We start from the raw sequence: 12,336 nt of genomic DNA on the forward strand, positions 1-12,336 counted from the left end.
GACTCCTTTTAATTTTTCTCTTCCAGCACGCAAAGCGAATGCGCAACCTGGCACCAGGCGGGTAGAACCGCCCGCGAATCTTCCTGAGTGAAGGGGGCGACAACCTGCCAATCACCCTCGGGTAACGTCATCTCAACGGTCTGCTGGGTGGCGTTGATCACCATCAGCCAGCGTTGCGACAGGCGGATCTGCAAGCAGCGATCGCCCTGTTCCCACTGTTGCGCACTGGGCGGCTGCCCCTGCGCGTTTAACCACTGCACGCTGCCGTCTCCCTCCTGCCACCAGCAGTCTGCCTGCAAAGCAGGAATTTGCTGGCGCAAGCGGATCAGCGCGGCGGTGTATGCGGTCAGTGACTCATCCGCATTGGCCCAGTCGAGCCAGGTGGTTGCGTTATCCTGACAGTAAGCATTGTTGTTGCCTTGCTGGCTATTTCCGTGCTCATCACCGGCCAGCAGCATCGGTGTCCCCTGTGCCAGAAGCAGCGTGGCAAGAAGTGCTCGCTGGCTGGCCTGGCGGCGTTGCAAAACGGTTTCGTCGGCAATCAGGCCTTCAACCCCGTGGTTACAGCTAAAGTTTTGGTCGCTGCCATCACGGTTTCCCTCTCCGTTAGGCTGGTTATGCTTCTCCTTGAAACTCACTACGTCCTGCAAGGTAAAGCCGTCGTGGGCCGTCAGCATATTGATGCTGACATAAGGCGCGCGCCCACGTTGGTTGAATACCTCGCTGGAGGCAGCAAAACGCTGGGCAAACTGACCCAGTGACAGATCGCCCCGCAGCCAGAAACGGCGGATATCGTCACGGAAATGGTCATTCCACTCAGCAAAACGGCCTGGAAACGCGCCAACCTGATAGCCCCCCGGGCCAATGTCCCAAGGCTCGGCGATCAGTTTGCAGCGCCCCAGCGTATCGTCCGCCAGCATCGCCTGAAACAGCGGTGCATCGCGGTCAAACGCCGGTGTACGGCCTAACACGGTGCCAAGATCAAAGCGGAAACCGTCGACATGGCACTCCCGAACCCAAAAGCGCAGGCAATCCATCACCCACGCCACACCCGCTGGCTGATCCAACCGCAGCGTATTGCCACAGCCGGTGAGGTTATCGTAGCCACCGTCAGGGGTTAGCCAGTAGTAGCTGGGGTTATCGATACCGCGCAGCGACAGCGTTGGCCCATCCACATCCAGCTCTGCGCTATGGTTGAACACCACGTCCAGAATCACTTCGATCCCCGCCCGGTGCAGCGCTTTCACCGCATCGCGGAACTCACGTAGCGGCGTGGTCCCGGTGCTCAAACTGCTGTAACGGTTGTCTGGCGCGAAAGGAGCCAGCACGTTGTATCCCCAGTAATTGATCAGCCCCAGGCGCTGCAAACGCGGCTCCGTGGTGTGCTGTTGCACCGGCAAAAGCTCAAGCGCCGTGATCCCCAACCGCTTGAAGTAGGCAATCATCGCCGGGTGGCCAAGAGCGGCAAAGCTGCCACGCAATACGGCCGGGATCTCCGGGTGCGTTAACGTCAGCCCCCGGACGTGGGCTTCGTAGATCACCGTTTTGCCCCAAGGGGTGGCTGGCGGGCGATCGTCTTGCCAATCGTAGCTTTCGTCGATCACTACGCATTTGGGCATCAACGGGGCGCTGTCTTGCTGGTCCGGTTGATCGTACCCCCCATGCAAATGCACATGGTCGGCAACCGGCCCTTCGACTGCCCGCGCCGCCGGATCGAGCAACAGCTTGTTGGCGTTAAAACGCAACCCAAGATGCGGCTCAAATGGGCCATGCACCCGAAAACCATAACGTTGCCCCAACTCGCCCCCTGGCAGATATCCATGCCAGATATCACCGCTGCGGGCAGGCAACGGCAGGCGTGTTTCACGATATTGCGCATCGAACAGGCATAGCTCAACCTGCGTGGCGTGCGCAGAAAACAGGGTAAAGTTGATGCCATTACCGTCGTAATAAGCCCCTAAAGGCGCGGCAAGACCCGGCGTCAGCTCTGCCATCAAACCTCCCGCCGTAGATAAACCGTGGCCAGCGGTGGCACCATCACGCTGATCGAATGTTCACGACCGTGGCTGCCAACGGGCTGCGAAATCACCCGCCCCTGATTACCCGCGTTGCTGCCGTGATAATGGTGTGAATCGGTATTGAGGATTTCCTGATATTCGCCAGCGCGCCCAATACCGATACGGTAATGGGGGCGCGGCACCGGGGTAAAGTTGCTGATTGCTATCAGTTCATTGCCCTGCGAGTCGTAGCGTGCAAAGGCAAATACCGAGTTGTCGTGATCGTCGACCACCAACCATTCAAAGCCGTCTGGACGATAATCGCGCTCATACAGCGGCGCATTCTCCTGGTAGCAGTGGTTGAGATCGCGTACCAACCGTTGCACGCCGTGGTGCCAACCGTCCAATCCATCCAGCAGATGCCAGTCCAGGCTGTTATCAAAATTCCACTCACGCCCTTGAGCAAATTCGCTGCCCATAAACAGCAGTTTTTTGCCCGGATGCGCCCACATAAAGCCGTAGTAGGCCCGCAGGTTGGCGAATTTCTGCCAGGCATCCCCCGGCATCCGATCCAGCACGGAGCCTTTGCCATGCACCACTTCGTCGTGCGAGATCGGCAGCACGAAGTTTTCGGTATAGGCGTAGAGCATGCCGAAGGTCATCAGGTTGTGATGGTATTTACGGTGCACCGGATCGCACTTCATATAATCCAGCGTGTCGTGCATCCAGCCGAGATCCCACTTGTAGTGGAAGCCTAAGCCGTTGGCATCCGGCGGTAGAGTAACGCCCGGATAATCGGTAGATTCTTCCGCCAGCGTCACCGCCCCTGGCCGCTCTTTGCCCAGAGTCTGGTTGGTGTAACGCAGGAAGGAGATCGCTTCCAGGTTCTCATTGCCGCCATAGTAGTTCGGCACCCACTCACCGTCGGCACGGCTGTAATCACGGTAAATCATCGACGCCACCGCATCGACGCGCAGGGCGTCGATGCCAAAGCGCTCCAGCCAGTAAAACGCATTACCCGCCAGGTAGTTACGCACCTCGTGGCGGCCATAGTTGTAGATCAGCGTGTTCCAGTCCTGATGGAATCCTTCACGAGGATCGGCATATTCATACAGCGCGGTACCGTCGAAGTTGGCCAGGCCATGGGCATCGCTGGGGAAATGCCCCGGTACCCAATCCAGGATCACGTTGATCCCGGCATCATGAGCCGCGGCGACAAAAGCCTTGAACTCCGCTGGTGTGCCAAAACGACGAGTTGGCGCATACATTCCCAACGGCTGATAGCCCCAGCTGCCGTCGAACGGATGCTCGTTGATCGGCAACAGTTCAATATGGGTGAAACCCATATATTTAACGTAGGGGATCAGTTGCTCGGCCAGTTCTTGATAGCTGAGCCAGAAATTATTGTCGGTATGGCGACGCCAGGAGCCCAGGTGCACTTCGTAGATGGAAATCGGACGGTCAAAGTCATTGGCCCGCTGCCTTTCCGGCGTGTTTTCCACCACCGCAGGCAACGGTGTGATCAACGAGGCCGTTTCCGGCCGCATCTGCGCTTCGAAAGCATAAGGATCGGCTTTCAGCTGCACGTTGCCGTAACAATCGATAATCTCGTATTTATACAGCTGCCCGGCCTTTACGCCCGGTAAAAACAGCTCCCAAATCCCGTTCTCTCTACGCAGGCGCATGGGATGACGCCGTCCATCCCAAAAGTTGAACTCCCCCACTACCGACACGCGCTGGGCATTCGGTGCCCAAACGGCAAAGCTGACCCCATCCACATTATCCAACGAGCCAGGATGCGCCCCCAGCCGCTCATAAGGCCGCAGATGGGTGCCCTCGGCCAGCAGCCAGCTGTCAATATCCTGCAGCAGGGTGCCAAAACGGTAAGGGTCTTCGAGAAGTTGTTGATGGTCGCGCCAGCTGACTTCAAGCTGATAGCGGAAAAGGGTTTTACGACGCGGTACGAGAGCGCTGAAAAAACCACGAGCGTCATCGCAATTGAGCTGAACCAGACGGTTACCGGTTTTACTCTCTACCAGCCACACGGTGCCCGCATCCGGCAACAGCGCACAAATCTGTAGTCCGTGTTCGGTTACATGCATGCCGAGCAAGGAAAAGGGATCGGCATAGTGACCGGAGATGAGCTGATTGATCACGTCACGTTCGGGAAGTACAGGCATAGCATTCTTCCTTTGATTAAGAGCATGACTTTTAAAAGGCTACGCTGAACAAAAAGCAGCCGTTGCACCTATCATGCAATTCATTTGCTACCTAAAGCGTGATTTCAGTCGGTTATTGATTAATCGATCGCCTTCATGCTCGCAGTTTCGCTCTTTATGCTTAATTTTTAGGCGAATTTTCACCATTGATGGAAAACTTTTCATCCACCTAATAAGCATAGCCATGTCTGCTAAAAACACGGTGACATTACCAAGGAAAATTTTTAGCCGGAAAACCGGCGGAGCGGGCAACCTTCGCTGGCTGCGTCTGATAGATGACAGGCGTGGCGTCACCTTGCCTACATCGCCTTTACTGCTACAGCAATTGAGACCAGAAATGTGGAAAACAGTGCATTGGAGGGCTGAAAGAGATCAGCCTTGAGGAAGTTCAAGGTTATAGCAGTTACGTGCAGTGTTGGGGCTCACCGAACGTCAGATCAAACAACGCTCCAGCTCTTTCACAGGGCTGCATATCCCCCTACTCAGTAAAAACACCTAGCCAAGTAGGTAATCAAGACAATAGATTGCTTCAATGACACCCTCTATTCTCTTTGTTACACCAAAGGTCTATTCAGGAGCAAGCCAAGATGAAACGTATAATCTCATGCGCCATTTTATTTAGCAGTATGCTGTCATTCACCAGTGCAGCCAGTGGCATTCTGACCGAAAAGAATCTCTCCCTCGAATTGGCTGATAAGTTGGCGCAAAGTGCCATCCAGGCCTGTAGCGCCAATAACTACAATGTTGCCGTTACCGTGGTAGACCGCGCCGGCATTCCTCTGGTTATCAAGAAGATGGATAACGCGGGTCCTCATACGGTGGAAGCCAGCCGGATGAAAGCATTTACCGCGCTGACCACCAAAAACCCTACCGAAAATGTGATGAAAAATGCCCAGACCAACGCCGGGGCAGAAAATCTGCGTGATATCCCTGGATTTTTATTGCTGGCCGGTGGCGTACCGGTGAAAAGCGGTGAAGAAGTCGTTGGCGCTATTGGTGTAGGTGGCGCACCGGGTGGACACCTTGATCAGCAATGCGCGCTTACCGCATTAGAAAAGGTGCTGACGAAATAACACGATGGGCCGCGGTTTCAATGAAATACCGCCAACATGGCCCCCGCTTTACGTTGCCGCCAATCGACCTGTCCCCAAAGTACGGTCTTTGGGATAACCTAAATATGCGTTTTAGTAATGCTATCCACCTAAAAAAGCCCGCTGTTATGCGGGCTATCGGGATTTTTGCAGCTTAGTGATCCTTCATGCAACGCAACTAAATATTCTACAGCAGGATACGCAGCATGCGACGCAGCGGTTCGGCCGCGCCCCACAACAGCTGATCGCCAACGGTGAAGGCGGAGAGGTATTCCGGCCCCATATTCAGCTTGCGTAGACGGCCAACTGGCGTGTTCAAAGTACCGGTTACGGCAGCGGGCGTCAGCTCACGCATGGTCAGTTCGCGGTCGTTCGGGATCACCCGTACCCAGTCATTGTGCGTGGCCAACAGTTGCTCGATTTCCGGCAGCGGGATGTCTTTCTTCAGCTTCAGAGTAAATGCCTGGCTGTGGCAGCGCAGCGCACCGACGCGCACACACAAACCATCAACCGGGATAATGCTTGAGGTGCTGAGGATCTTGTTGGTTTCCGCCTGGCCTTTCCACTCTTCACGGCTTTGGCCGTTATCCAGTTGCTTGTCGATCCAAGGGATCAGGCTGCCCGCCAGAGGAACGCCGAAGTTATCGGTTGGCAGCTTACCGGAACGGGTAGCCTCCGTGACTTTACGTTCGATGTCCAGGATCGCCGAGGCCGGGTCCTGCAACTCCTTCGCTACATCCGCATGCAGCATGCCCATCTGGGTCAACAGCTCACGCATATGGCGCGCACCGCCGCCAGAGGCAGCCTGATAGGTGGCAACAGAGGCCCACTCCACCAAGTCATTAGCAAACAGGCCGCCCAGCGACATCAGCATCAGGCTGACGGTGCAGTTACCGCCAACAAAGGTCTTGATGCCTTTGTTCAGCCCTTCCTGGATCACCGCATGGTTGACCGGGTCGAGGATGATAATCGCATCGTCTTTCATACGCAGAGAAGAGGCCGCATCGATCCAATAGCCCTGCCAGCCGGTAGCCCGCAGCTTTGGATAGATTTCATTGGTGTAATCGCCGCCCTGGCAGGTAATAATAATATCGAGAGCGCTTAATGCTTCGACATCATACGCATCTTGCAGCGTGCCTTGCTGCTGGCCACCGAAAGCCGGGGCGGCAGCACCGAGCTGCGAAGTGGAGAAGAATACCGGGCGAATGGCGTCAAAATCGCGCTCTTCAGTCATGCGCTGCATGAGAACCGAACCGACCATACCACGCCAACCAATGAAACCAACGTTTTTCATATTTACTGTCCTGCCTTGGAGGATGACTATGCTCTATACCCTTTCAGGAAGGATATGAGATAGAGTTAAGTTATATGTTGTGTGCAATATCTACCCACCTTACAAAAAGTCGGCGCGAGCGCAAAGTGAATTTATTCAATGAGCAGGCAATTCTCAGTAACGCCGCTTATACCCGTCGTTTTTTCTGATTTTGAGGCCTTAGATGACAGAAATGATTGCGGCAACGGTGTTGCTGTTTTTAATTATGGATCCGCTGGGTAACCTGCCGATTTTCATGTCGGTGCTGAAACACCTGGAACCGCGCCGTCGCCGGGCGGTGGTGATCCGCGAGTTGCTGATAGCCTTGGTATTGATGCTGATCTTCCTGTTCGCGGGCGAGCATATTTTGGCGTTCCTTAACCTGCGCACCGAAACCGTGTCGATCTCCGGCGGGATTATCCTGTTCCTGATCGCCATCAAGATGATTTTCCCTTCTCAGGAGGGCAGCGGTAGCGATCTTTCCGCCGGAGAGGAGCCTTTCCTGGTGCCGCTCGCTATTCCGTTAGTGGCCGGGCCGTCGATTCTGGCAACCTTGATGTTACTTTCACACCAGTACCCCAACCAGATTTCGCATCTGGTAGTGGCCTTGCTGATTGCCTGGGGATTGTCGGCGGCGATCCTGCTGATGTCGAACGTGTTCCTGCGGTTACTGGGTAGCAAAGGGGTGAGTGCACTGGAACGACTGATGGGGTTGATTCTGGTGATGCTGTCCACCCAGATGTTCCTGGACGGCGTTCGGGCCTATCTGAACCTTTAGCAGTCAGGGCGCAGCAGAGATTGCTGCGCCCCACCGTTAATACTTAAACCACCATCGCCAACAGCAGGCAGCCAATCAGGCCGCAGACTGAAATGATGGTTTCCAACACGGACCAGGACCTGATGGTTTCCATAATGGTCAGGTTGAAATACTCCTTGAACAGCCAGAAGCCTGGATCGTTAACGTGAGAGAAAATCACGCTGCCCGAACCAACGGCGATAACCATCAGCTCCGGGCTAGCCCCGGTGGTAGCAATCAGCGGAGCCACAATGCCCCCGGCGGTGATTGCCGCTACGGTCGCGGAACCCAGTGCGATACGCAGCACTGCGGCAATCGACCAGGCCATCAGGATCGGTGACACGTCGCTGCCATGCATGATGCCAGCGATGTATTGCTCAATGCCGCTGTCCACCAGCACCTGTTTGAACGCCCCGCCGCCGCCGATGATTAACAGCATCATGGCGATGATTTTGATGGAGTCGCTGACGGTGCCCATCACTTCGTCCATGGTGCGGCCACGGTTCAGGCCGAAGGTAAAGATGGCGATCAGCACCGCGATCAGCGTTGCCATTACCGGGTCACCAAAGAACTCGGCGTAAGCCAAGATCGGGTGGCCTTTTGGCAACACCATTTCCGCCACGGCACGCAACGCCATCAGGATCACCGGCACCAGTGCAGTCGCTACGCTGACGCCAAACCCTGGCATCTCTTCTTCGGTAAAGGTTTTTGGGTTGTATAAACCGACCGGAACCGGCTTATCGATACCTTTCAGGAAGCGGGCATACACCGGGCCTGCCAGGATCACGGTCGGGATCGCCAGCAAGGTACCGTACAGCAGGGTTTTACCCATGTCCGCATGGAAAATGGTAGCGATCGCCGTTGGGCCTGGGTGTGGCGGCAGGAAACCGTGGGTAACGGACAGCGCCGCAGCCATCGGCACGCCGACATACAGCAGCGGGATACGTGCAGAGGCAGCAATGGTAAACACCAAAGGCAGCAACAGCACGAAGCCCACTTCGTAGAACAGAGCAAAACCGACGGTAAAACCGGTCAGCACGATGGCCCATTGGATATGCTGTTTACCGAACTTGTCGATCAGCGTGGTAGCAATCCGCTGCGCACCACCACAGTCCGCCAGCAGCTTACCGAGCATGGCACCAAAGCCCATGATCAGCGCGAGACCGCCCAGCGTTCCGCCCACGCCAGCCTTGATGGAACCAATTACTTTGTCTACCGGCATTCCCTGCATGATACCGACCGCCAAAGCGACCAGAATCAACGAGATAAAGCCGTTCAGCTTAAAGCGGATCATCAGCAGCAGTAGCATGGCTACGCCGATGGCAACAATCACTAGTGGCATAATTTTTCTCCAACCCTTTTATCACTTGGCCTATGCGTAACGGCAGCGAAAGAAGGTGCTTTGTTTTATTGTACGACCCTATCCTGGTGGTCTAAGTAGGCAGCTGAGTACAGTGGTATAGCTAATGGATGCAGATTGCAGCCCGCCACGTGGCGACATGAAAACGCCGGGCATGTTCCCTGTTCTATGCTGTGTGATGACAATCACATCTCCATTTGTTACCCGTATCATGATACCGGTAACATGATAAGATCCGGAACCAGGTAACCCAGCAAAATTCGCATTCTGAGATAGAGATCAAACTTATGGCGGGAAAAAGCATCATCCTGATGGGCGTCTCCGGCAGCGGCAAATCCACGATTGGCGCGGCGGTAGCACGGGAAATCAAGGCAAAATTTATCGATGGCGACGATCTGCATCCACGCGCCAATATCCAGAAGATGGCCAGCGGCCAGCCGCTGAATGACGAGGACCGCGCGCCCTGGCTGCAACGCCTCAACGACGCGGCGTACAGCCTTAATCACAAGAACGAGAGCGGGATCATCGTCTGCTCGGCGCTCAAGCGCCGCTACCGCGATCTGCTACGCCAAGACAATGACAATATGGTGTTTATCTATCTGAAAGGCAGCTTCGAGACGATCCTGGCCCGTCTGCAAGCCCGCTCCGGGCATTTTATGCCCACCGAGCTGCTAAAAAGTCAGTTTGAGGCATTAGAAGAGCCAGGGGCCGACGAAAAAGATGTGATTTGCGTGGATATCGATACCGACGTTGAAGGCGTAGTTGGCCGCTGTGTTGCAGCGCTAAAGCAATAAGTTAGCCGTGCTGGGCGCTGGCTGTTGCGCCCAGGTTCAGATGCTGCCACCGGGTGCCACGGTGAAGCCCACGTCCACCATACGTGGGGAAACAACTTCTCCACGCAGCCGTGCCAACAGGCGCTCAGCAGCGATCTGCCCCATATGCTCACGCGGCGTTAGCACACTCGCCAGTTTTGGCACCATCACCTGGCCGATATCGTGGCCGTGGAAACCGGCAATCGCCATATCCTGCGGGATAGATAACCCCTGGCGCTGGCACTCGAATGCCGCACCGATCGCCAGGTCATCGTTGGTACAAAAGATACTGTCAACCTGCGGATAATCGCGCTGCGCCTCGCGCAACATCTCACCACCGGCCGAATAGGAAGAAGAACGTGCGGTCATGATGCTGTAGGCTTCAAGACCAGACTCACGCATGGCCTGTTCGTAGCCCTGCTGTTTGATAATGGTACGTTCATCCTGACGCGCGCCAAAGTACACCACATGGCGATGGCCGCGAGCGATGATCTGCTGGGTCATTTGGCGGGCCGCTTCAAAGTTGTTGAACCCGACCGCCAGATCGATACAGGGTGAGACACAGTCCATCAGCTCCACCACCGGGATGCCTGCAACTTCAATCATCTTCAGGGTACGTGCGGTATGGTGGCGTTCGGACAGGATCAACCCATCGATGTTATAAGAAAACAGCGACGTCAGGCGCTCTTCCTCACGCTCCGGCAGATAGCCGTAGTGCGCCAGCATGGTTTGATAGTTGTGTGCATCGGTAACGCTTTCGATACCCCGCAAAACTTCGGCAAATACCTGGTTGGTCAGCGACGGCAGCAACACGCCGATCGCCCGGCTGGTCGCATTGGAAAGGATATCCGGGGCACGATTGGGAATGTAGCCAAGTTCGTCCAGCGCTACCGCAATTTTTTGCTGTAAAGCGGCAGAAACCTGATCGGGATTGCGCAAATAGCGGCTCACCGTCATTTTGGTGACGCCAACCTGATCTGCAACATCTTGAAGCACCGGCCGTTTTTTCTTCATTATCACTGAACTGGCTAACCGTGAATGGGCGGCCATTTTAGCAAATAAAACGCCTTTCCGATATTGTTGGTTATCCGGCCAGCAGACACAAAAAAGGGCCCGGCATTGCACCAAGCCCTCGCCATTGCTCTGTCATCACACCGGTGGCAGATCGAACAGTAAAATCTCGCTGTCTTCATCAGCATGGATAGACAGTGCAGTCTCATCCCAGATGGCAAAAGCATCGCTAATACCCGCTTTGTGGCCATTGATAGAGACATTGCCATGCACCACCTGGATCCAAACGCGGCGTTCTGCCTGAATTGGATAAACCGACTGCTCGTCTTTCTTCAGCGCCCAGCGAGACAACGTCATATCCTGGAATACCTTCAGCGAACCTTCACGGGCGTCTGGCGACAGCACCAACTGGCGGCCCTGAGGCGCATCAAACATCCGTTGCTCATAACGTGGCTCCAGCCCAACCTGATCCGGAATAATCCAGATCTGGTAGAGATGCAATGGCCGATCGCTATTGGCATTGTACTCGGAGTGACGCACACCGGTCCCTGCACTCATGATCTGGAACTCACCGGCATTGATCTGTTCTTTGTTGCCCATGCTGTCCTGATGCTCCACCGTGCCGCTCAGCACGTAGGTCAGGATTTCCATGTCTTTATGGGGATGAGTACCGAACCCCTGGCCTGCATCAATCACGTCTTCGTTGATCACCCGCAGCGCCGAGAACCCCATAAAGTCGGGATCGTAATAGTCAGCAAATGAGAAAGTGTGCCAGCTGTCGAGCCAACCATGATTGGCATGACCGCGATCTTGTGCCTTACGTAAATAAATCATATTCAACTCTCCTCAACGTTTTCTACAGTCTAGACCTGACGGAGGAATATGAAAGCGCAAAAATCTCACCCCTCTGTTCAAAAAATTAGGTGGAGTTTGGCAGCACGTAGCAAAGGATTTGTGGGATGGTTTAGCCGCTGAATTTGGGCAAAAAAAAAGCCAGCACCCGAGCTGGCTAAGTAAACACTGGAAGCAATGTGAGCAATGTCGTGCCTTCAGCAAACAGTATCAAAGATTGATACTCTCTCTGAACGCATGACAATAATAATCATTATCATTCGCACCTGTAAAGCGTTTTTTTGACCAATGGGAAATTATATTGACTCAGGGGAGTAAACGGATAATTTGGGAGGTTATTCAAACGGTAAACGCCAAAGAGAGGAAAGAATGAGCGAGATTGTAGTTCGTCACGTGGAAAGTAACGATGCTGAAGCCCTGCACCAGCTATATTCCCACCCGACCGTTTACCGTGACACGCTACAACTACCGCTACCGTCAAAAGCCATGTGGCAGCAACGTATTGCTAACGTGCAACCCGGAACCTACAACATGGTGGCCTGCATTGACGATCGCGTGGTGGGGCAGCTGTTTGTGGAACTCAACCAGCGGGTACGCCGCCGCCATGTGGCCACTATTGGCATCAGCGTGGATGCCGGTTACCACGGCAAAGGCGTTGGCAGCGCGCTGATGAAGGCGATGATCGATATCTGCGACAACTGGGCCGGTATTGAGCGCATAGAGCTCACGGTGTACACCGACAATCAGGGTGCCATTGCGCTGTATCGTAAGTTCGGTTTTGAGATTGAAGGCACCAGCCGCCGCTTTGCCATGCGCGATGGCGAGTTGGTGGATGCCTATCATATGGCTCGGTTTAAAACCGCGTAATCAGAACGGCGATGTCGGA

The 12,336-nt window shown here is 54.8% G+C and carries 10 protein-coding genes; 4 read left to right on the forward strand and 6 right to left on the reverse strand.

Features of this window, described 5'->3' with window-relative positions; genetic code table 11:
• Positions 1–8: 8 nt before the first annotated feature.
• Both glgX and glgB read right to left on the reverse strand, forming a co-directional pair.
• Entirely contained in the window at positions 9–1,994 is a 1,986-nt protein-coding gene (gene glgX, locus ACX9GU_RS25700; RefSeq protein ID WP_473193305.1) for a glycogen debranching protein GlgX, read from the reverse strand.
• Positions 1,994–4,177 (reverse strand): 1,4-alpha-glucan branching protein GlgB, encoded by a 2,184-nt coding sequence (gene glgB / locus ACX9GU_RS25705; RefSeq protein WP_473193306.1) that lies wholly within the window; start codon positions 4,175–4,177, stop codon positions 1,994–1,996. Before glgB ends, glgX begins: the two co-directional genes overlap by 1 nt.
• Positions 4,178–4,803: 626 nt before the next feature.
• Here glgB and ACX9GU_RS25710 point away from each other — a divergent pair.
• Positions 4,804–5,289, forward strand: coding sequence for a GlcG/HbpS family heme-binding protein (locus ACX9GU_RS25710; protein ID WP_473193307.1), 486 nt, complete (start codon positions 4,804–4,806; stop codon positions 5,287–5,289).
• Positions 5,290–5,494: 205 nt separating this feature from the next.
• On the opposite strand, the gene asd is transcribed toward ACX9GU_RS25710, so the two are convergent.
• Positions 5,495–6,601, reverse strand: a complete 1,107-nt coding sequence (gene asd, locus ACX9GU_RS25715; protein ID WP_065683993.1) for an aspartate-semialdehyde dehydrogenase — start codon at positions 6,599–6,601, stop codon at positions 5,495–5,497.
• A gap of 202 nt (positions 6,602–6,803) precedes the next feature.
• Here asd and ACX9GU_RS25720 point away from each other — a divergent pair, with 202 nt between their 5' ends.
• Positions 6,804–7,397 carry a YhgN family NAAT transporter gene (locus ACX9GU_RS25720; RefSeq protein ID WP_021181749.1) on the forward strand — a complete coding sequence of 198 codons (594 nt, stop codon included), beginning with the start codon at positions 6,804–6,806 and terminating at the stop codon, positions 7,395–7,397.
• A gap of 43 nt (positions 7,398–7,440) precedes the next feature.
• Here ACX9GU_RS25720 and gntT read toward each other — a convergent pair whose 3' ends face one another.
• On the reverse strand, positions 7,441–8,757 hold the full coding sequence (gene gntT, locus ACX9GU_RS25725; protein WP_121608398.1) for a gluconate transporter: 1,317 nt from the start codon (positions 8,755–8,757) through the stop codon (positions 7,441–7,443).
• 305 nt (positions 8,758–9,062) lie between these two features.
• Between gntT and ACX9GU_RS25730 the strand changes: the two genes are divergently transcribed.
• On the forward strand, positions 9,063–9,569 hold the full coding sequence (locus ACX9GU_RS25730; RefSeq protein WP_473193308.1) for a gluconokinase: 507 nt from the start codon (positions 9,063–9,065) through the stop codon (positions 9,567–9,569).
• Between the two features lie 36 nt (positions 9,570–9,605).
• Here the strand turns inward: ACX9GU_RS25730 and gntR are convergent, their stop codons facing one another.
• Both gntR and ACX9GU_RS25740 read right to left on the reverse strand, forming a co-directional pair.
• Positions 9,606–10,601 carry a gluconate operon transcriptional repressor GntR gene (gene gntR, locus ACX9GU_RS25735; protein WP_024482777.1) on the reverse strand — a complete coding sequence of 332 codons (996 nt, stop codon included), beginning with the start codon at positions 10,599–10,601 and terminating at the stop codon, positions 9,606–9,608.
• Between the two features lie 135 nt (positions 10,602–10,736).
• On the reverse strand, positions 10,737–11,432 hold the full coding sequence (locus ACX9GU_RS25740; protein ID WP_021807425.1) for a pirin family protein: 696 nt from the start codon (positions 11,430–11,432) through the stop codon (positions 10,737–10,739).
• Between the two features lie 387 nt (positions 11,433–11,819).
• Here ACX9GU_RS25740 and ACX9GU_RS25745 point away from each other — a divergent pair, with 387 nt between their 5' ends.
• A complete protein-coding gene (locus ACX9GU_RS25745; protein WP_473193309.1) occupies positions 11,820–12,317 on the forward strand; it encodes a GNAT family N-acetyltransferase in 498 nt (165 codons plus the stop codon).
• Positions 12,318–12,336 lie beyond the last annotated feature (19 nt).

The organism is Serratia sp. K1WW1, from assembly GCF_055790865.1.

Bases quoted from the DNA above. Each gene is read 5' to 3' on its own strand.
- gntT (WP_121608398.1), bottom strand. From the start codon at position 8,757: ATGCCACTAGTGATTGTTGCCATCGGCGTAGCCATGCTACTGCTGCTG.
- ACX9GU_RS25740 (WP_021807425.1), bottom strand. From the start codon at position 11,432: ATGATTTATTTACGTAAGGCACAAGATCGCGGTCATGCCAATCATGGT.
- ACX9GU_RS25710 (WP_473193307.1), top strand. From the start codon at position 4,804: ATGAAACGTATAATCTCATGCGCCATTTTATTTAGCAGTATGCTGTCA.
- glgX (WP_473193305.1), bottom strand. From the start codon at position 1,994: ATGGCAGAGCTGACGCCGGGTCTTGCCGCGCCTTTAGGGGCTTATTAC.
- ACX9GU_RS25745 (WP_473193309.1), top strand. From the start codon at position 11,820: ATGAGCGAGATTGTAGTTCGTCACGTGGAAAGTAACGATGCTGAAGCC.
- ACX9GU_RS25720 (WP_021181749.1), top strand. From the start codon at position 6,804: ATGACAGAAATGATTGCGGCAACGGTGTTGCTGTTTTTAATTATGGAT.
- gntR (WP_024482777.1), bottom strand. From the start codon at position 10,601: ATGAAGAAAAAACGGCCGGTGCTTCAAGATGTTGCAGATCAGGTTGGC.
- glgB (WP_473193306.1), bottom strand. From the start codon at position 4,177: ATGCCTGTACTTCCCGAACGTGACGTGATCAATCAGCTCATCTCCGGT.
- asd (WP_065683993.1), bottom strand. From the start codon at position 6,601: ATGAAAAACGTTGGTTTCATTGGTTGGCGTGGTATGGTCGGTTCGGTT.
- ACX9GU_RS25730 (WP_473193308.1), top strand. From the start codon at position 9,063: ATGGCGGGAAAAAGCATCATCCTGATGGGCGTCTCCGGCAGCGGCAAA.